The organism is Pseudomonas sp. VI4.1 (assembly GCF_002029345.1).
GTDB lineage: Bacteria > Pseudomonadota > Gammaproteobacteria > Pseudomonadales > Pseudomonadaceae > Aquipseudomonas.
On the sequence record NZ_MULM01000151.1, the window covers coordinates 1 to 18675 of the forward strand.

The 18675-nt window shown below is 60.3% G+C and carries 19 protein-coding genes, 2 tRNA genes and 4 pseudogenes; 16 read left to right on the forward strand and 9 right to left on the reverse strand.

Translation table 11 applies throughout. The annotated features are described in order from the left end of the window. Positions 1 to 108: 108 nt before the first annotated feature. Complete coding sequence (locus BZ163_RS14700; protein ID WP_128871514.1) at positions 109 to 465, reverse strand: hypothetical protein; 357 nt, start codon at positions 463 to 465, stop codon at positions 109 to 111. Positions 466 to 676: 211 nt separating this feature from the next. Here BZ163_RS14700 and BZ163_RS14705 point away from each other — a divergent pair, with 211 nt between their 5' ends. The 15 genes and pseudogenes from BZ163_RS14705 to BZ163_RS14775 all read left to right on the forward strand — a co-directional run bounded on the left by BZ163_RS14705 (position 677) and on the right by BZ163_RS14775 (position 11674). Continuing rightward, complete coding sequence (locus tag BZ163_RS14705) at positions 677 to 979, forward strand: DUF1883 domain-containing protein (protein ID WP_008065357.1); 303 nt, start codon at positions 677 to 679, stop codon at positions 977 to 979. Positions 980 to 1008: 29 nt separating this feature from the next. After that, positions 1009 to 1185, forward strand: a complete 177-nt coding sequence (locus tag BZ163_RS34845; RefSeq protein WP_168187367.1) for a hypothetical protein — start codon at positions 1009 to 1011, stop codon at positions 1183 to 1185. Positions 1186 to 1340: 155 nt separating this feature from the next. Continuing rightward, entirely contained in the window at positions 1341 to 2045 is a 705-nt protein-coding gene (locus BZ163_RS14710; RefSeq protein WP_128871515.1) for a 2OG-Fe(II) oxygenase, read from the forward strand. Further along, the gene (alkB, locus tag BZ163_RS14715; protein ID WP_128871516.1) at positions 2035 to 2715 is read left to right on the forward strand and encodes a DNA oxidative demethylase AlkB; all 681 of its coding nucleotides are present in this window, start codon (positions 2035 to 2037) and stop codon (positions 2713 to 2715) included. Before BZ163_RS14710 ends, alkB begins: the two co-directional genes overlap by 11 nt. Before the next feature lie 86 nt (positions 2716 to 2801). Beyond that, positions 2802 to 3865: pseudogene (gene ada, locus BZ163_RS14720) on the forward strand (bifunctional DNA-binding transcriptional regulator/O6-methylguanine-DNA methyltransferase Ada). 139 nt (positions 3866 to 4004) lie between these two features. Beyond that, positions 4005 to 5090: a nitronate monooxygenase family protein gene (locus BZ163_RS14725; RefSeq protein WP_128871517.1), complete on the forward strand. Its 1086-nt coding sequence runs from the start codon at positions 4005 to 4007 to the stop codon at positions 5088 to 5090. A gap of 255 nt (positions 5091 to 5345) precedes the next feature. Further along, positions 5346 to 6113, forward strand: coding sequence for a molybdate ABC transporter substrate-binding protein (gene modA / locus BZ163_RS14735; RefSeq protein ID WP_128871518.1), 768 nt, complete (start codon positions 5346 to 5348; stop codon positions 6111 to 6113). Continuing rightward, on the forward strand, positions 6114 to 6794 hold the full coding sequence (modB, locus tag BZ163_RS14740; protein ID WP_128871519.1) for a molybdate ABC transporter permease subunit: 681 nt from the start codon (positions 6114 to 6116) through the stop codon (positions 6792 to 6794). A 3-nt stretch (positions 6795 to 6797) separates the two neighbouring features. Beyond that, the gene (gene modC / locus BZ163_RS14745) at positions 6798 to 7877 is read left to right on the forward strand and encodes a molybdenum ABC transporter ATP-binding protein (RefSeq protein ID WP_128871520.1); all 1080 of its coding nucleotides are present in this window, start codon (positions 6798 to 6800) and stop codon (positions 7875 to 7877) included. 102 nt (positions 7878 to 7979) lie between these two features. Then, the gene (locus BZ163_RS14750; RefSeq protein WP_128871521.1) at positions 7980 to 9017 is read left to right on the forward strand and encodes a DNA topoisomerase IB; all 1038 of its coding nucleotides are present in this window, start codon (positions 7980 to 7982) and stop codon (positions 9015 to 9017) included. Positions 9018 to 9270: 253 nt separating this feature from the next. After that, complete coding sequence (locus tag BZ163_RS14755) at positions 9271 to 9501, forward strand: hypothetical protein (protein WP_007946177.1); 231 nt, start codon at positions 9271 to 9273, stop codon at positions 9499 to 9501. Positions 9502 to 9811: 310 nt separating this feature from the next. Then, complete coding sequence (locus BZ163_RS14760) at positions 9812 to 10096, forward strand: hypothetical protein (RefSeq protein ID WP_128871522.1); 285 nt, start codon at positions 9812 to 9814, stop codon at positions 10094 to 10096. A 154-nt stretch (positions 10097 to 10250) separates the two neighbouring features. Beyond that, positions 10251 to 10676, forward strand: coding sequence for a hypothetical protein (locus tag BZ163_RS14765; protein ID WP_128871523.1), 426 nt, complete (start codon positions 10251 to 10253; stop codon positions 10674 to 10676). A gap of 232 nt (positions 10677 to 10908) precedes the next feature. After that, positions 10909 to 11118, forward strand: a complete 210-nt coding sequence (locus tag BZ163_RS14770) for a hypothetical protein (protein WP_128871524.1) — start codon at positions 10909 to 10911, stop codon at positions 11116 to 11118. Positions 11119 to 11233: 115 nt separating this feature from the next. Continuing rightward, positions 11234 to 11674, forward strand: a complete 441-nt coding sequence (locus BZ163_RS14775; protein WP_371916805.1) for a hypothetical protein — start codon at positions 11234 to 11236, stop codon at positions 11672 to 11674. Between the two features lie 267 nt (positions 11675 to 11941). Here the strand turns inward: BZ163_RS14775 and BZ163_RS14780 are convergent. The 3 genes from BZ163_RS14780 to BZ163_RS14790 all read right to left on the reverse strand — a co-directional run bounded on the left by BZ163_RS14780 (position 11942) and on the right by BZ163_RS14790 (position 12724). Next, positions 11942 to 12028, reverse strand: a tRNA-Leu gene (locus BZ163_RS14780). A gap of 196 nt (positions 12029 to 12224) precedes the next feature. Next, positions 12225 to 12298, reverse strand: a tRNA-Cys gene (locus tag BZ163_RS14785). Between the two features lie 204 nt (positions 12299 to 12502). Further along, positions 12503 to 12724 carry a DUF3079 domain-containing protein gene (locus BZ163_RS14790; RefSeq protein WP_128871525.1) on the reverse strand — a complete coding sequence of 74 codons (222 nt, stop codon included), beginning with the start codon at positions 12722 to 12724 and terminating at the stop codon, positions 12503 to 12505. 162 nt (positions 12725 to 12886) lie between these two features. On the opposite strand from BZ163_RS14790, the gene BZ163_RS14795 reads away from it, so the two are divergent. Beyond that, positions 12887 to 13234 carry a hypothetical protein gene (locus BZ163_RS14795; protein WP_128871526.1) on the forward strand — a complete coding sequence of 116 codons (348 nt, stop codon included), beginning with the start codon at positions 12887 to 12889 and terminating at the stop codon, positions 13232 to 13234. 31 nt (positions 13235 to 13265) lie between these two features. Here the strand turns inward: BZ163_RS14795 and BZ163_RS14800 are convergent. From BZ163_RS14800 to BZ163_RS14820, 5 genes and pseudogenes are all read right to left on the reverse strand, one after another. Further along, positions 13266 to 13960, reverse strand: a pseudogene (locus BZ163_RS14800) (anaerobic ribonucleoside-triphosphate reductase activating protein). Beyond that, positions 13957 to 14124, reverse strand: coding sequence for an anaerobic ribonucleoside-triphosphate reductase (gene nrdD / locus BZ163_RS14805; RefSeq protein WP_128871527.1), 168 nt, complete (start codon positions 14122 to 14124; stop codon positions 13957 to 13959). The pseudogene BZ163_RS14800 and the gene nrdD overlap by 4 nt, the downstream one beginning before the upstream one ends. Positions 14125 to 14407: 283 nt before the next feature. Beyond that, entirely contained in the window at positions 14408 to 16423 is a 2016-nt protein-coding gene (locus tag BZ163_RS14810; protein ID WP_128871528.1) for a ribonucleoside triphosphate reductase, read from the reverse strand. Positions 16424 to 16694: 271 nt separating this feature from the next. Continuing rightward, a pseudogene (moaA, locus tag BZ163_RS14815) lies at positions 16695 to 17689 on the reverse strand (GTP 3',8-cyclase MoaA). Positions 17690 to 17712: 23 nt separating this feature from the next. Further along, positions 17713 to 18673 (reverse strand): annotated as a pseudogene (locus tag BZ163_RS14820) (peptidylprolyl isomerase). Positions 18674 to 18675 lie beyond the last annotated feature (2 nt).

Below are 18675 nucleotides of genomic sequence, written 5' to 3' on the forward strand. Positions count from 1 at the left end.
CTCGCGATGGTCGTTAACGATAACGCGTGTTTACTGGTTAAACGGCCGCGCTCGTGAGCCCATCGCGAGCAAGCTCGCTCCTACATAAACGTGGCGTTCTTGAGTCCATCAGCCGGAAATGCACGCGGTGGCGGCATCGCGTACATCCTGGGGGCGCAATGGCACATTGGAAATGCGTTCGTGCAACTTGATGCTACTGCCGCTGGAGCGCTCTTCGATGTCGAATACCGCCGCAGGGCCCGAGGATAGCTTCTGCGGCACGATCACCCGCACACCATCCTTCTGCGGTTCGACCTGCAGGGCGCCACGGCTGTCGGCCAGTTTTTCGCTCAGGCACTGCGCATACTCATGGGGTTTCTTGCCTGAAATCACACTCATGGTAGGCAGCGTCTGACTGATATCCGAGACACTCGCACAACCACTCATCGCCACTACCAACGGCAGGATCCATATACCCCATTTCATGTTAAATCTCCGATAAAGAGCCTCCGACCGCATAAACGCGGTTTTTCTCCGAGGCTCGTTGCGTTTATCGCGCATGGAATCGCGAATAACTGTTTTTAATTGCCAAAGCACGCCTCGACGACCGGATAATAACCTGTTCGGGCTGATAAACTGCGCCAATCGCCCATGCTATCGTTTTGATTTTGTAGAAAAAGCCCTTCTGGAGGCGCCCATGAAATTTATCCACCAGCGCGAGCACCTCAACGAAGACGACATCGTCGTCATTCAGTGCTCGCAAACCTGCAACATCCGCTTGATGAACGACGCCAATTTCCGCAGCTTCAAGAATGGCGGTCGTCACACTTACCACGGCGGTGCGTTCGACACCTTCCCGGCGCGTATCACTGCACCGAGCACCGGCTTCTGGAACATCACCATCGACACGGTCAACCGCCGGCCGATCAGCGTGACCCGCAAACCGACCCTGACCCATTCGATCAAGATCATCCGCCGCTCCAGCTCGAAACTGAGCTGAGTGACGCGACCACCCACAGACCAGCAGGTATGACCGTGGCTCAAACGACCAAGTACGTCATCAAATACAAACTCAACGGCGAGCGCCGCTTCGAATTTGCCCAGCTTGAAAACGGCACCGAAGCAGAAGCCAAAGTCGCGCTGGACGCCATTCATGGCCAGGGTGACGATGTCATCAGTGAAATCAGCGTCAGCAAAGCGCTGTAACTCAATCCGCAGCGAGGAATTCGACCGCAAGCGCCGGAGTGTTCGCGCCGGCAGCGCTCCCTAGACTGGCGACCTCAACCCAGGTCAAGGCGTCAGAACATGTCCACTTCCTCGATTCGCCCTATCAGCGACATTGCCGATCGCGAGGCACGGCGATGAGCGAGCCACTTCTCGAAGGACTGGACTGGCCAGCCCTGGAGCAGCAACTGGATCAGGATGGCTGCGCGATCATCCGATCGCTCTTGAGTGGCCAGACGTGCGATGCAGTCCGCGCCCTGTACCCCCGGTCAGCACCGTTCCGCTCGCAAGTGATCATGGCTCGTCACGGTTTTGGCCGTGGCGAGTACAAATACTTCAGATATCCTTTGCCCGATGTCGTCGCTCGCTTGCGCAGTGCGCTCTACCCTCGCCTGGTGCCGATCGCCAATCGCTGGTACGAACGCATGGCCCTGCCGACCCGTTTCCCCGAGACGCACGAAGCTTTTCTCGAACGCTGCCATGCCGCCGGTCAGGAGCGCCCGACCCCGTTGTTGCTGCAATATGGGCCGCAGGATTACAACTGCTTGCATCAGGATTTGTACGGTGAACAGGTGTTCCCGCTGCAAGTGGCGATTCTGCTGTCAGCGCCGGACGAAGATTTCACCGGCGGCGAGTTCGTGCTGACCGAACAGCGGCCACGAATGCAGTCACGGCCACAGGTCATCGGCCTGAAGAAAGGCGACGGCGTGATCTTTGCGGTCAATCAACGACCGGTCAAAGGCATTCGCGGCGATTACCGCGTGACCCTGCGCCACGGCGTAAGTCGCCTGCACAGCGGAAAACGGCATACCCTTGGAATCATTTTTCACGATGCCTCATGAGCCCATGTCCCCGATCACTTTCGACCTGTTTACCGATGCCGAACCCGAGCAGCAGCCCCGGCGCGAACAGATTGGCGAACAGTCTTTCGTCCTGAGGGGCTTTGCCCTGCCCTGGCTGGACCGGTTGCTGCCCGCGCTGGACACAGTGCTGGCCGCGGCGCCGTTGCGCCAGATGGTCACGCCGGGCGGCTTCACCATGTCGGCGGCCATGAGCAGTTGCGGCACCTGGGGCTGGACCACCGACCGCAGCGGCTACCGCTACACCCGCCATGACCCGCAAACCGGACAACCCTGGCCAGCGATGCCCGCGGTGTTTTTCGAACTGGCCCAGGCGGCGGCGCGTGAAGCAGGGTTTGCCGGTTTCGTGCCCGATGCCTGCCTGGTCAACCGTTATGTCCCCGGCGCGAAGATGTCGTTGCACCAGGACAAGGACGAAGCCTGCCTCGCGGCGCCGATTGTCTCGGTGTCGCTGGGGTTGCCGGCGATGTTCCTGTTCGGCGGCTTCGAGCGCAGTGACAAAAGCCAGCGAATACCGTTGTTGCATGGCGATATCGTGGTCTGGGGCGGCGTCGATCGCCTGCGTTATCACGGGGTGTTGCCGATCAAGGCCGGCCAGCATTCGCGCCTGGGGGAGCAACGCATCAATTTCACCTTCCGCACCGCCGGATGACGCCCTCGAATTCGACCGCAAGACCCGGAGTGCAGCGCCCCGGCGCCTGGTTAATCTGGGTTGAACGGACCAACGGATATGACGCCATGACCAGTCACTCGCCAATTATCGCCACCGAGCTAGACCCGCGCTGGGCCGCTGTCGTCGCGCGTGATCCTCGCGCCGACGGGCAGTTTGTCTATGCCGTGAAAACCACCGGTATCTACTGTCGCCCCAGCAGCCTGGCGCGCTTGCCGAAACCGCAGAATGTCGAATTCTTCGACACCGCCGCCCAAGCCGAGGCGGCGGGTTATCGTCCGAGCAAACGGGCGGTCAAGGACCAGAGCGAGTCGCCGCACGACATGCCCTGACCGTGGCCGCCGCTTGCCGCCAGATCGAAACCGCCGAACACCTGCCCGCGCTGGGTGAACTGGCGCTGGCTGCGGGCCTGAGCAGTTTTCACTTCCATCGGGTGTTCAAGACCGTGACCGGGCTGACACCCAAGGGTTATGCCACGGCCCATCGTTCCCGCAAGGTCCGCGAGCGCTTGACCGATGGTGGTTCGGTGACCGACGCGCTGTATGACGCCGGCTTCAACTCCAACAGTCGATTTTACGAGGCGGCGGATCAGTTGCTGGGCATGAAACCCGGCGATTACCGCGCAGCCGGCCAGAACACCGACATTCGTTTTGCCGTCGGCCAGTGTTCCCTGGGCGCGATTCTGGTGGCGCAAAGTACCCGCGGGGTGTGCGCGATCCTGCTCGGCGATGATCCGCACCAACTGGTCTGTGACCTGCAGGACAAGTTTCGGCGGGCCAACCTGATCGGTGCCGATCACGAGTTCGAGCAGCTGATTGCCAAGGTCGTCGGTTTTATCGAAGCCCCGGCCATCGGCCTGGACTTGCCGCTGGATGTTCGCGGTACGGCGTTTCAGGAGCGGGTCTGGCAAGCGCTGCGGGAGATTCCGGTCGGCAGCACCGCCAGCTACGCCGAGATCGCCCAGCTCATCGGCGCACCGAAAGCCGTGCGCGCCGTAGCGCAGGCCTGTGGCGCGAACAGCCTGGCGGTGGCGATTCCGTGCCACCGCGTGGTGCGCAGCGATGGTAATTTGTCGGGGTATCGATGGGGGGTGGAGCGCAAGCGGCAGTTGCTGGAGCGGGAGGGGCTGTAGATCATAAGATCAAAGGTTCTAGAGCAAAGATCAAGATCAAAAGATCGCAGCCTCGCTTCGCTCGACAGCTTCTACACCCCCCTTTTACACACAGCGGTTTTGTCGTTCCTGTCCTGTATTCACGTTGGAGAATTGTGCAATGAGCCAATGGCCAGATACCCGCATTCTTGATCTGCTCGGAATCGAACTGCCGATCATCCAGGCGCCCATGGCCGGCGCCACGACCTCGGCCATGGTGATCGCGGCGAGCAACGCCGGCGGACTGGGCTCGATGCCCGCCGCCATGCTGAGCGTCGAGCAGTTGCGCGAAGAACTGCAGACGATTCGTCAGCACAGCCAGCGACCGATCAACGTCAATTTCTTCTGTCATCAATCTCCGGCGGTCGATGAGCAACGCGCCCGGGACTGGAAACATCTGCTAGCGCCTTATTACCGCGAACTGGGCGTCGACTTTGACGCGCCGACACCAGTGTCCAACCGCGCGCCGTTCGATAACGCGGCCTGCGAAGTGATCGAAGCGCTACGTCCCGAAGTCGTGAGTTTTCACTTCGGCCTGCCGGAAAAATCCTTGCTGGATCGGGTGAAAGCGACCGGGGCCAAAGTCCTGTCTTCGGCCACCACCGTCGAAGAAGCCATTTGGCTTGAGCAGCAGGGTTGTGATGCGATCATCGCCATGGGTTATGAAGCGGGTGGTCACCGCGGGATGTTCCTCAGCGACGATCTGAGCAGCCAGATCGGCCTCTTCGCCCTGGTGCCGCAGATCGTCGACGCCGTGAAAGTGCCGGTCATCGCCGCGGGTGGCATAACCGATGCGCGAGGCGTCGCGGCGGCATTTTTGCTCGGGGCATCGGCGGTGCAAGTGGGCACCGCGTATCTGTTCACGCCAGAGGCCAAGGTCAGCGCCTCTCACCACAAGGCCCTGCGCACGGCCAGGGCCAGCGAGACCGCCGTGACCAACATTTTTACCGGTCGCCCGGCACGGGGCATTCTCAACCGGGTCATGCGCGAACTCGGTCCGATGAGCGATAAAGCACCGGCCTTCCCGCTGGCTGGGGGGGCGCTGATGCCGTTGCGGGCCAAGGGGGAAGCGGACTTCAGCAACCTGTGGGCCGGGCAAGCGTTTACCCTGGGGGTTGAAATGAGCACGGCGCAGCTGACCCGCAAACTGGCGGATGAAGGGTTGGCTAGATTGATTAACCGGGTTCAAAACTTGCAGCGTTTATGAGGCCGCCTTCGCTGGCAAGCCAGCTCCTACGGGGATCACCGGTGTACGGTTGAATTGTGGAAAACGCCATACCCTGTAGGAGCCGGCTTGCTGGCGAAGGCGTTTTCATTGGCGCTGCAAGACTCAAGGTCGCCTTCGCTGGCAAGCCAGCTCCTACGCAGCCATATCTACAGCGTTCCGTTTGCAGGCGTTTCGCTATATATTCAGCTATATAGCGTTTCATCCCTCTGTACTTGCCTATAACGGAGCCGTTTCATGACCATTCGTGCCTCACGTTTTGCCCCCACCTGCCTTGCAAGCCTGATCGCTGTGTTTGCCTTGGGTTCTGCCCAGGCGGAGGAAGTCCAGGTCGCCGTCGCGGCCAACTTCACCGCGCCGATCCAGGCCATCGCGGCTGGTTTCGAGAAAGACACCGGGCACAAACTGGTCACCTCCTTTGGTGCAACCGGCCAGTTCTACACCCAGATCAAGAACGGCGCACCGTTCGAAGTGTTCCTCTCCGCCGACGACACCACCCCGCAAAAACTTGAAACCGAAGGCGACACCGTCAAGGGCTCGCGCTTCACCTACGCCATCGGCACCCTGGCGCTGTGGTCAGCCAAGGAAGGCTACGTCGACGCCAAAGGCAAAGTGCTCAGCGACACCCGGTATCAGCATCTGTCCATCGCCAACCCAAAAACCGCGCCTTATGGCCTGGCCGCGACCCAGGTGCTGGCCAAGCTGGGCCTGACCGACAAGGTCAAAGCCAAGATCGTCGAAGGCCAGAACATCACCCAGGCCTATCAGTTCGTCTCCACCGGCAACGCCGAACTGGGCTTCGTGGCCTTGTCGCAGATCTATAAAGACGGCAAAGTCACCGGCGGTTCGGCCTGGATCGTTCCGGGCGAGATGCACGACCCGATCAAACAGGATGCGGTGATCCTCAACAAAGGCAAGGACAACCCGGCCGCCAAGGCACTGGTTGACTACCTCAAGGGTCCGAAAGCCGCCGCCGTCATCAAGTCCTACGGTTACCAACTCTAAATGACCCTATCGAGTGCCGACTTTTCCGCCATCTGGCTGACCCTGAAACTGGCGTCGCTGACCACGGTCATCCTGCTGATCATCGGCACGCCGATTGCGTTATGGCTGTCGCGCACCCAATCCTGGCTGCGCGGTCCGGTCGGGGCGATCGTCGCCCTGCCCCTGGTGCTGCCGCCTACGGTCATTGGCTTTTATTTGTTGCTTGCCCTCGGCCCCCACGGGTTTGTCGGCCAGTTCACCCAATCCCTGGGGCTCGGCACCCTTACCTTCAGTTTTGCGGGGCTGGTGATCGGCTCGGTGCTGTACTCGATGCCATTCGTGGTCCAGCCGCTGCAAAACGCTTTTTCCGCCATCGGCACCCGCCCCCTGGAAGTGGCCGCGACCTTGCGCGCCAATCCCTGGGACACTTTTTTCAGCGTGATCCTGCCCCTGGCCCGGCCGGGTTTCATCACCGCGGCCATCCTCGGTTTCGCCCACACCGTCGGCGAGTTCGGCGTGGTGTTGATGATCGGCGGCAACATTCCCGACAAGACCCGGGTGGTCTCGGTACAGATCTACGACCACGTCGAGGCCATGGAATACGCCCAGGCCCATTGGCTGGCCGGGGCGATGCTGGTGTTCTCGTTTGCCGTGTTGCTGGCGCTCTACTCCAGCCGCAAAACCAAAGCGGGCTGGAGCTGATCGATGATTCATATGCGCTTGAAACTGAAATATTCGGGATTCGCCCTGAATGTGGACTTGCAATTGCCCGGTCGTGGCGTCACCGCGCTGTACGGTCACTCCGGCTCGGGCAAGACCACTTGCCTGCGCTGCATTGCCGGCCTGGAACGGGCCGAACAGGGCTTTGTCCAGGTCAACGATGAGGTCTGGCAGGACAGCGACCAGCAGATTTTCGTCCCGCCGCACAAACGCGCACTGGGTTATGTGTTTCAGGAGGCCAGCCTGTTTCCCCATCTGTCGGTGCTGGCCAACCTGGAATTCGGCTTGAAGCGCATCCCGAAACAGCAACGCCGGGTCGATATGACTCACGCCACCGAACTGCTCGGGATCGGCCATCTGCTGGACCGCCATCCGCAGCACCTTTCCGGCGGTGAACGGCAACGGGTCGGCATCGCCCGCGCCCTCCTCACCAGCCCGAAACTGCTGCTGATGGACGAACCGCTGGCGGCGCTGGACAGCCAACGCAAAAGCGAAATCCTGCCCTACCTGCAACGGCTGCACGATGAACTGGACATCCCGGTGCTGTACGTCAGTCACTCCCAGGACGAAGTCGCACGGCTGGCCGACCACATCGTCCTGCTCAGCGATGGCAAGGCGCTGGCCAGCGGGCCGATCGGCGAAACCCTGGCCCGGCTCGATCTGCCCCTGGCATTGGGCGATGACGCGGGCGTGGTGATCGAGGGGCATGTCAGTACCTATGACCCCGAGTATCAACTGCTGACTCTGCAGCTGCCAGGCACCGCCCTGAACATTCGCGTGGCGCACACGCCGATGGACGCGGGCCAGGCACTGCGCTGCAAGGTTCAGGCCCGGGATGTCAGCCTGAGCCTGCACAACGTCGAGCACAGCAGCATCCTCAATCGCCTGCCGGTCACCGTGATCAGTGAGATGGGCGCCGACAATGCCGCTCACGTGCTGATCCGCCTGGACGCCGCCGGCACGCCGCTGCTGGCGCGAATCACCCGCTACTCCCGGGACCAGTTGCGCGTGCAGCCCGGCCAGCAACTCTGGGCCCAGATCAAGGCGGTCGCCGTGCTGGCATAATCTGGCTGGCATGGCCTGGCTGGAATAACTTTGCCGGCACCACTGCAACGGCCTGCGGTCAATGGCAATAACGGCCCCTGATTCGTTGCAAGGACTACCGCCATGTCCGATACCGTACCGCCCGACTTGCTGCCGCCTGATTTGCATTACGTCGATGACACCCTGCCCGGCATCACCCGCAGGACACTGCGCGGCAAGTTCTGCTACTTCGATCCCGCGGGCCAGCGCATCACCGACCCGGACGAAATCAAGCGCATCAACGCCCTCGCCGTGCCCCCGGCCTACACCGCCGTGTGGATCTGCGCCGACCCGCGCGGCCACCTGCAAGCCACCGGACGCGATGCCCGGGGTCGCAAGCAATACCGTTATCACGCACGCTGGCGGGAAGTGCGCGATGCCGATAAGTACTCGCGCCTGCGGGACTTCGCACGCGCCTTGCCCAAACTGCGCCGACAGCTGGAAACGCTGTTGGCGGCACCGGGTTTCAGTCGGGACAAAGTCATGGCCACGGTCATCACCTTGCTCGATGCGACACTGATCCGGGTCGGCAATACGCAGTACGCGCGGGATAACCGCTCATACGGCCTGACCACCCTGCGCAGCCGTCACGTCGAGATCAATGGCAGTGCGATCCTGTTCCAGTTCCGCGGCAAAAGCGGCGTTGAACATCAGATCACCGTGAAAGACCGGCGCCTGGCGCGGATCATCAAGCGCTGCCAGGAAATCCCCGGGCAAAACCTGTTTCAGTATCTGGATGAAAACGGCGAGCGGCATAACATCAGCTCCTCCGACGTCAACGCCTACCTGCAAACCCTGACCGGCGCCGACTTCACCGCCAAGGATTACCGCACCTGGGCTGGCAGCGTCCTGGCGTTGTCGGTATTGCGTCAATTGCAATGGGAGCCGGAGTCGGACGCCAAGCGCCATGTGGTGGAGATGGTCAAGAACGTCGCCCGGCAACTGGGCAACACCCCGGCGGTCTGCCGCAAGTGCTACATCCACCCGGCAGTGCTCGACGGATTTCTCCTGGGGGCCCTGGCCGAGTTGCCGCGCCCCAGAACACGCAAAGGACTCAGGGCCGAGGAAGTCGGACTGGCGACTTTTCTCGAGAAGATGATCGCCGCCGCGGACAATCCCTGACTGGCGGCACACCGCCGATTCAACCGACGAACTGCCCGTTGATTTTTTGCATGATCGCAAATGGCTTCTATGCTTGTTCTGGACACTGCAATGACGCAGTTGGGCGCCAGGTCGCAGATGACCGCCCGACAAGGCTGTAGTCCGGGTCTATACTGAAAAATGCTGAAGGATCAGCGACCCCATCGGTCGAAAGCTCGCTCCCAGCGGGCTTTTTGCTACCACTGACAAGGTTTCTTCAACGGAGGTGTTTGCCATGTCCGAAAAAGAGTCCATCACCACCCTGCTCACCCTGCTTGACTCGCGCCAGGCTCGCTTGGCTGCGGCGTGCAAGGAAATCGCCGACTGGGTCGACCATCAAGGAGGGCACCCGACTGCACTCAGAATTCGTGATCGACTGAATGACATCGAGAAGGACACGCCACTGATCCGCAACACGCTGTCTTCGCTCAAACCTGTCGACCCGCCCCTGCCGCGGTTCAGATGATTGGATCTGGTCAACGGATTCGAGAGCACGGCCTGATTCAGGACGCATGAACGGCAACGATCAGTTACCGGGTGCGTCCTTGCCTGAGTGCTTGCCACTACACCCGTCAACCCGACCTGGCGTCGGGATTTTTTTACCTGAAGTTTCCTTTCACATTGCTTTCACAATTCACCCCCTACAGTGGCCTCACTCCTTTTGAAGCATCCCTTGGCCCGCCCGCATGCGAGCCTTTTTTTTGCCCGTGACCCGGCCGACGAACATTATCACCTGCGCAAGGTCAAACGATCACACGTCACCAAGGAGACGTCTGATGGTCACCCACTTCAAGATCGGCGGGCATCTGGCCTGCGGTCATAAAGGCTCCAATCTCACCTCGACCCGCGAACTGAACCGCGTGAAATGCAGAAGCTGTCGCAACACCGACGCCTTCAAGCAAGCCCGCAAAGACCAGCGCAACGCTGCACGCCGCGCCTCCCGTACAACCAGAGTCACCCGCACTGCCAACGACTGGCGCGCGGCCTGGACCGAGCGGCTCACCGCCATGGCCGGACGGCAACGCTTGCCTCGGGGTTTTACCGGCCAACCATTCGTTTAGCCAAGCCATCAGGCGGCCGGGTTGCGTTGATTCGGCCCGGCCGCCTCTTGCACAGCACTCAGTAGAAAATCGGATGGAACAAGGCTGTTCGTTATGTTTCCAAAGGTATATGCCCTGACCTTGCAGGCGGGGCGTTACTGGAGAGGAAATCCCGATGAACAGTAGACTTGTGCTTCTGCTTGCCTGCCTGAGCCCTACCCTGACGATGGCCCAGGGGTGCGATGTCCTGACCCGATCCCAGAGCCCTTCCGTGCCCGTCATCGAGACCCACACCTGCTATGAGTACAAAGGCATGCCGGTGGACGCCACCGACTGGTCCTGCAGCAACGAGAGCAAGGAGATGCTGACCAGCACCAAGAAAAAAGTCGAACAGTGCGACGACCTTTACCAGGCCACATGCCTGGGCACCGTGACGCCCGAATCCCTGGCCAACCCTCAGTCCGTCAGCAAGGACAAGAACAGCAAGGCACTGAACATCCCGAAAGATGCCCAAATCATTACCTATTACTACGGGGCTGAAAATCTCGGGCAATCGAAGGTCGATTGCGAAACCGGCGGTGGCACCTGGAAACAGAAATAGTGACTGACGCATACTGAACTTAACTGACCCGCCTGGTTGGGCACCACAGCGCTTAAGGTTAGAAAAATCAAAACTACGCACTATATTATTTGATTATTAGTGCTATAGCGTCGCTGCCAGCAAGGGGCGGCGTTGTCGTGTCAATTTGTTGGCAACAATGAATTTCCTCAACTAGGATTCCTAGCGCATCCAGCGTCGTTTTTTATAACTGCGTCCAATCAGGGAGAGATAGATGTCATCCATCCGTGCCGCCGAAAAAACCTATCGTGGCTGGTCCAGCCCGATCCTGCTCGAACTCAAGGAGCGAGAGCATCAACTGGATCCTGATGCCCGGCAGGCCTTGCAAAACGTGCTGGTGGAGAGAAGGCTGCTGGATGTCGGCAATCCTGCAGGGAGCGATCGCCGCAAGCCTGATCCGACGCCTGGCGGAGGTCGACCATAAATTTGTAAAACACCGGTATCGATACTCGTCCTGTCACAGACCAGAACCCAAGATCCTGTGTCGATTGGGTCTGGTGACGCTCCTGGCCTGGCGATCAAAAAAGAGGTTGCGCGTTGTGAAAGGCAAATTATTGGGCGCCGCCGCCACCTTGGCGATTATTGGTGCCGTGACTTATGGGTTGAGCACTTGGGAAGCCAGCGAGAATCCGCAACGGGATGAGCAGTGCAAGATTGCCCGACAGCGAGTGAAAGTGTTGGAAATCCAGGCACGCGCACTGGCCGCGGGGCTCTCGGTCGATGGCTACGCCGAGGCCGAGAAGGCCGAAGTCGGCAAGCTGGTTCTCGCGCTCGATACGGCCAGGAATGAACAAGAAGTCGAGGCGGTCATCGCGGCGCACGCTGCCACGGTTCAAGCGCAGGTTGCCGCGTCCGATGCCGAGGTAAACTCCCGGGGTCGATCAGCTGTTTCTCGAGCAACGGCTCAAAGAGCAGCGAATCCCCGCCGACGTCAAACAGCAACTCAAGCGCGCCGAAAAGGCCGTCGCCATCGCCTGTAAATGACCGTTGGCATTTCACTCCAGCTCGATCTGGCGGTATCCAAGCACACCCAGTAACGTGACCAGTTCCGTCCAAGTGAATCCTGCTTGCTTGTTCAGCAGCTTCTAGACCGAGTGGGGCATGATCGTCGTCATGTTTGACCAGGTACATCGGAAAGGAAGGGGAAAAGTCTTGTCAACGATGTGAATTGCGGAACACATCAAGAATTGCGCAACAAAAACACGAAGGGCCTGCATGAGAAACCTCACGCAAGCCCTTGATATGTATGGTGCCCGAAGCCGGAATCGAACCGGCACGCCCTTACGAGCGGGGGATTTTAAGTCCCATGCGTCTACCAGTTTCGCCATTCGGGCGGTAGCGCGGTGAAGCGGTCTGAACAGTGCCAATTAAACAAGCTGGCCATTCTGACGCTTGTGTAGCAGAGGTGGAAATATATACATCCCATCCCGGTGAAGCAAGTTCGCAAATGCCCATTTCAAGACTAAATCTTGCCGGACAATGCAAATAAAAAAGCTCCGTAAATCATAGATCTACGGAGCTTGTTTAAAGTGGAGGCCGAGGTCGGAATCGAACCGGCGTAGGTGGATTTGCAATCCACTGCATAACCATTTTGCTACTCGGCCTCAAACATCTGATGTCATGTAGCACAACACCAAACGCGTACAAACTTGGAGCAAGATCTCGATCTAACTCCTTGAAAACATTGAGCTTTTTTAGCGGTCAGTGCTTTCGATGGCGTGAATTATGTACTGATTTCCCGAGGCTGGCAACCCCTTGATTTCAAAAAAAATTCTGCCGGGTGGATTGGCTGTTTTTCGAGCGCCCGTTCAGCCCTGCGGTTCGGGATCTTCGGCTATTTGTACCACGGCAACCAACGGGTCTATACCCCAGTCCCCGTGCAGATACCAGTCGTCCCCGATCATTTCGGCAGGATGCATCGTCCGGTCGGAGCCATTGCCACAGGCTAAGGAACTGGCTGGGCAATACCGGTCGCAGCCCCAGCAAATGCGCTCGGGGTGCTTGGGGTTGATGGGAAAAGGCTTGGCCATGTCGATCCCTCGGTTTATATCCAGGGTGTACCGCCAACGTACATCGTTCGCGCAACGGTGACCTTGATAGGGATCAAGCGCCGACATTGAGCGCGCGTACCTGATGGCAGTCTTGAGGCTAGACTTTCGACAGCCACATGAATTGACCTGGAGATGCTGCTGATGCCTGATAAAACCCCTCCCTCGACCGAACAATCCCCGGTCCAATTGTCGACCTGGGAAGATATAGGCGCGGAACAATCACTCAAAGCAGAGGCCTTTACCACGCCACCGGATTTGACCAATGCCGAGCTGGTACATCTGCGTGTCCGGGTGATCGCCCTGGAAAACCTGGTCATTGCCTTGCTGACCCAGGGGTCGGCTCAGCAGTTGGCTATCGCCCGGGAAATGGCGGCCTACATTTCCCCCCGCCCCGGCTTCACCCAGCATCCGCTGACGATTCATGCGGCGGCGCAGATGAATGACAGCGTCGATCGTGCCGAGCGATTTCGCAAGCGTTATGCGCCTTGATCCGCGTGATGTACGGATGTTGCAACCTGGATCAACCTCGCAACACAAAGGCGGGAACAGCTCGCGCATCTCCGGCCCAAAGCTCAGGCAACAAGGCTTGCGCCGAAACGCTCGACAACAGCGGATCGAACATCCGCTCGGTACGCACCAGTTGCACGGCGAAGCGCTTGACCCCGAGCTGGCTCAAACGCTGCGCCAGGATCAATAGACGCGCCGGCTCGAACAAATGCCAGTGGACAGTGGTGCGACATTCATAAGCGACCCCACTGGCCAGCAGATGCTCGAGGCTGCGCCAGTTGGCGGTGCCGCTGCCCTCGACCCGGGTGATGGCCTGGCAGTCCTCGGGCAACGCCTTGACATCGAAACCGACCCAATCGGCCCTGGCCAGGCCCTTGAAAAGGCCGCGGGCTTGATCCCTGCGCTGTGCAAACCGATGCGAAAGCCCAGCGTCCGCACTTCATCCATGGCGTTGGGCAAGGCATCCTGCAGGGTCGGTTCTCCGCCGCTGAACACTACGGCATCGAGCAGGTCCTGGCGCCGTTGCAGAAACGCCAGCACCCGCCGCCAGTCCACCTCCTCGGTGCCACGGGGCGGGATCAACTGCGGGTTATGACAGTAGCGACAGCGCCAGGCGCACCCCTGGCAGAACAGCACGCACGCGAGCTGTCCCGGGTAGTCGATAGTGGTCAGGGGCACCATGCCCCCGACCCGCAGCATTCGACTCATTGGCGCCCGGCCAGTGCCGCGCTTTCAGTGAAGTGCACCCGCTCGCGGTGCTCTGACTGTTTGCCTGGATTGAACGCCGACACGGGACGGTGGTAGCCCATCACCCGGGTCCAGACTTCGCAGCGTTGACGTTGAGCCTGGGGCAGTGGTTGCGATGCAGTCATGGTGAAGCTCCTTGCGGTTGAGTGGATTGAAATGAACGAACGGTACGGAGGTCCCCTGTAGGAGCTGGCTTGCCAGCGAAAGCGGCCTCGAGTCTTGCAGCGCCCATGAAGACGCCTTCGCCGGCAAGCCGGCTCCTACAGAGGAGCGTGATCGGCTTCAATGAACGGTGCCGATACCAAACCCTGTAGGAGCTGGCTTGCCAGCGAAAGCGGCCTCGAGTCTTGCAGCGCTCATGAAGACGCCTTCGCCGGCAAGCCGGCTCCTACGGGGGGGTGCTTGGCATCAGTGAAGGGAGCCGGTCTGCTGTTCTTTGAGCAGCAGGACCTCGTCGCATTTGGGGCAGAACTCGTGTTCGCCATCCAGGTAGCCGTGCACCGGGCAGATGGAGAACGTCGGGGTCACGGTCAGGTACGGCAGGCGGAAGCGGCCAAGGGCCTTGCGCACCAGTTGCTTGCAGGCTTCGGTAGAGGAAATCCGCTCGGCCATGTACAGGTGCAGGACCGTGCCGCCGGTGTATTTGCATTGCAGTTCGTCCTGCAGCTCCAGGGCTTCGAAGGGGTCGTCGGTGTAGCCCACCGGCAGTTGCGACGAGTTGGTGTAGTACGGCGCCTGGGTGCTGCCGGCCTGGAGGATGTCGGGGTAGCGCTTGATGTCCTCCTTGGCGAAGCGATAGGTGGTGCCTTCCGCGGGAGTCGCTTCGAGGTTGTACATATGCCCGGTTTCCTCCTGGAAACGCAGCAAGGTGGCCCGCACATGGTCCAGCATGTTCAGGGCAAACTGGCGGCCGTACTCGGTGTGCATGCCCTCCTCGTCACCGGTGAAATTGCGCAGCATTTCATGCATTCCGTTGAGACCGATGGTGGAGAAATGGTTGCGCAGGGTCCCCAGGTAACGCTTGGTGTAGGGGTACAGACCGGCATCCATGTGGTGCTGGATCACTTTGCGCTTGACCTCCAGGCTCTCCATCGCCAGTTCCATCAGGGTGTCCAGGCGCTGCAACAAACCACTGACATTGCCCTTGAACACATGACCCAGGCGCGCACAGTTGATCGTTACCACACCGAGCGATCCGGTCTGTTCCGCCGAGCCGAACAGGCCGCCGCCCCGCTTGAGCAGCTCACGGACATCCAGCTGCAAGCGGCAGCACATCGAGCGCACCTGATTGGGCTGCAGGTCCGAATTGAGGAAGTTCTGGAAGTACGGCAGGCCGTAACGGGCGGTCATCTCGAACAGCCGGTCGGCGTTTTCACTGTCCCAGGGAAAGTCATGGGTGATGTTGTAGGTCGGGATCGGAAAGGTGAACACCCGCCCTTTTGCGTCGCCGGCCTGCATCACCTCGATGTAGGCGCGGTTGAGCAGGTCCATTTCCACTTGCAGCTCGCCATAGGCAAACGGCATTTCCTCGCCGCCGATGACGGGGATCTGCTCACGCAAATCCTGCGGACAGACCCAGTCAAAGGTCAGGTTGGTGAACGGCGTCTGGGTGCCCCAGCGCGAAGGCACGTTGAGGTTGTAGATGAACTCCTGGATCGCCTGGCGCACCTCCTCAAAACTCAACTGGTCCTTGCGTACATAGGGTGCCAGATAGGTATCGAACGAGCTGAACGCCTGGGCGCCGGCCCATTCGTTTTGCAGGGTGCCGAGGAAATTCACCATCTGCCCCAGGGCACTGCTCAAGTGCTTGGGCGGACCGGCTTCGACCCGCCCCGGCACGCCGTTGAGGCCCTCGTGCAGCAGCACGCGCAGCGACCAGCCAGCGCAGTAACCGGCGAGCATGTCGAGGTCGTGCACATGCAGGTCCGCCTCGCGGTGGGCCTGGCCGGTGGCCTCGCTGTACACCTCGTCCAGCCAGTAGTTGGCGGTGACCTTGCCCGATACGTTAAGTACCAGGCCGCCCAGGGAATAGCCTTGATTGGCGTTGGCCTGGACTCGCCAGTCGTCGCGGTCCAGGTATTCGTTCATCGAGGTCGCTACTTCGACCAGGGTCCGGCGGTCGCGGCGCAAGCGCCCGTGTTGTTCGCGGTAGACGATGTAGGCGCGCATGGCGAAGAAAAACCCGGCGTCCATCAAGACGCGCTCGACGCGATCCTGGACCTGCTCGACGTGCAGCCGGGATAACCCTTCCAGCCGGGCCAGTACCGCCTGCAGCAAGCCGTCGACTTCATCCTCGGTGTATTCCCCGGTCGCCTTGCCGGCGGCGATCAACGCCTGGCGGATCTTGTCCGCATCGAAGGCGACCAGACTGCCATCGCGTTTGTGCAAGCGGTTGAATCCTGTTGCGATCAGCGTGCTCTGCATTCGGGGCTCCAGACACTACATATAGATGTTTAAACTTAAATAAACACAACATGCAGTGGAGACTACGGACTAAGGGCTGATCTGCAATTGATCAACATCAAGAATATGGGAACAAAAAAAAACTGGGAAATGACCGAAATGCCAGCCACCCCTGTAGGAGCAAGCTTGCTCGCGATGGTCGTTAACGATTACGCGTGTTGACCTGACGAAACGCATCCAGATTCAAGTCCATCGCGAGCAAGCTTGCTCCTACACAAAACCGAGGTCGGGCTTACCCGCCACTCATATTCATGAACCGCACGATCTGCACCTCCCCCTCCGGGCTGAAATCATGGCGCAGGGGCTTGCCGCGCAAGGCTTTGTGGATTGCATCGATCACCGGCTGGTCATCCAGCGGATAACGCCGCAGCAATCCGCGTAAATCCAGGGCATCCTCCTGCCCCAGGCACAGCAACAACTTCCCCTCCACAGTCATCCGCACCCGATTGCAGCTGCCACAGAAGTTGTGGCTGTTGGGTGAAATGAAGCCGATGCGGGTCTCGGGGTGGCGCTCCAGGCGCACATAACGCGCCGGCCCACCGCTGTTTTCGGTGCTGTCGAGCAAGCGATGCCGCCCGGCGATCAGCGTGCGCACTTCATCGCTGGAACAAAACGACTCGCCCCGGGAGCGCCCGACGTCGCCCAGGGGCATTTCCTCGATAAAGCTGATGTCGATGCGCTGGTCGATGGCGTATTGCACCAACGCCGGGACCTCATCGAAATTGCGCCCCTTCATCACCACGCAGTTGAGTTTGACGCGCTCGAACCCCGCGCCGCGCGCCGCTTCGATGCCGCCCAGCACGCTGGTTCGAGATCGCCGTTGCGGGTGATCGCCCGAAACTTCTGCCCGTCCAGGCTATCGAGGCTGATGTTCATCCGTTTGACCCCGGCCTCCACCAATGGCCCGGCCAGCCGCCCCAGTTGCGAGCCGTTGCTGGTCATCACCAGTTCGCGCAAACCGGGCAAGGCGGCGATGTTGCGGCACAATCCGACAATGCCCGGGCGAATCAGCGGCTCACCGCCGGTGAGGCGGATCTTGCGAACGCCCAGGCCGACGAACAGCGTCGCCAGGCGCTGCAATTCCTCCAGGGTGAGCACCTGCTGACGCGGCAGGAAGGTCATGTTTTTCGCCATGCAATACACACAGCGAAAATCACACCGGTCCGTCACCGACATCCGCAGATAATCGATCTGGCGCCCAAAACCATCCTGCATCACAGCGTTCATCACATCTCCCGATTGGCCCGATTTCACTGCACCAGCGGTGAGTCGGCGCCCTGCAAGTGGATGCCACGAATGTCCGCCGCACCGATCAGGGTTTGCAGGTACTGCACCAGGGCTTTTTGCCAGACGCCTTGCTGCAGCTGCGTGCGAATCGCAGTCGACACCACTTCATAAGGCAACGGCTTGCCTTCGATGCGCTGATCGACACTGATCACATGCCAGCCATAGCGACTTTCCAGCGGTTTGCCGGCCAGACCCGGGGCCAGGGTAAACAGCTGGCGCTCCAGTTCGGGCACGGTCTGGCCCTTGCTGATCTGGCCCAGGGAACCGCCTTGGGCCTTCGACGGGCAGGCCGAATATTTCACGGCCAGCTCGGCAAAACTGCCGGGCAACTCTGCCAGGCGCTCCAGCAGGATTTGCGCCTGGACCTGCGCCAGGGAGCGCGCCTCGGCATCGTCCGGCGCGCACTCGAGCAGGATGTGCCGCAGTGCCAGCAACGGCGCGCTTGAGGAAGCGTCCGCGATTGTTTTCGTAGTAACGCAGACTCGACTCCTCGTCGCACTGCGGCACTTTCACCTCACGTTCGAGCAGCAAGCGCGTGGCCGCCTCTTCTTCGTTCTCACCGGCGCCGATCTCCAGCGACACGCCGAGCTCGGTGATGCGCTGCTGCAACAACTCGCGGATCACCAGCGCCCTGGCAGCCAGATAGACCGCCTCCTCGCGGCTTTCGGCCGGGTGATACTGCAGCTCCTGGGCCATCGCCTCGGGGGTGATCGACACCTCGTTGACGCTGATGATCGGCCACTCCTGTTCACTGCTGGCGATCAACTGCGCCGGGGCGTCATCGGCCCCTGCGGGTTCAACCGGCAGCGCTTCAAACTGTGCCTGCGCCACCGGCGCGATGTCGAGGACGTCCTCGGCTTTTTTGGAAGAACCGCAGCCACCGCTGCCCCCGTTACCGCCACCACATCCACATCCACCTGACATGA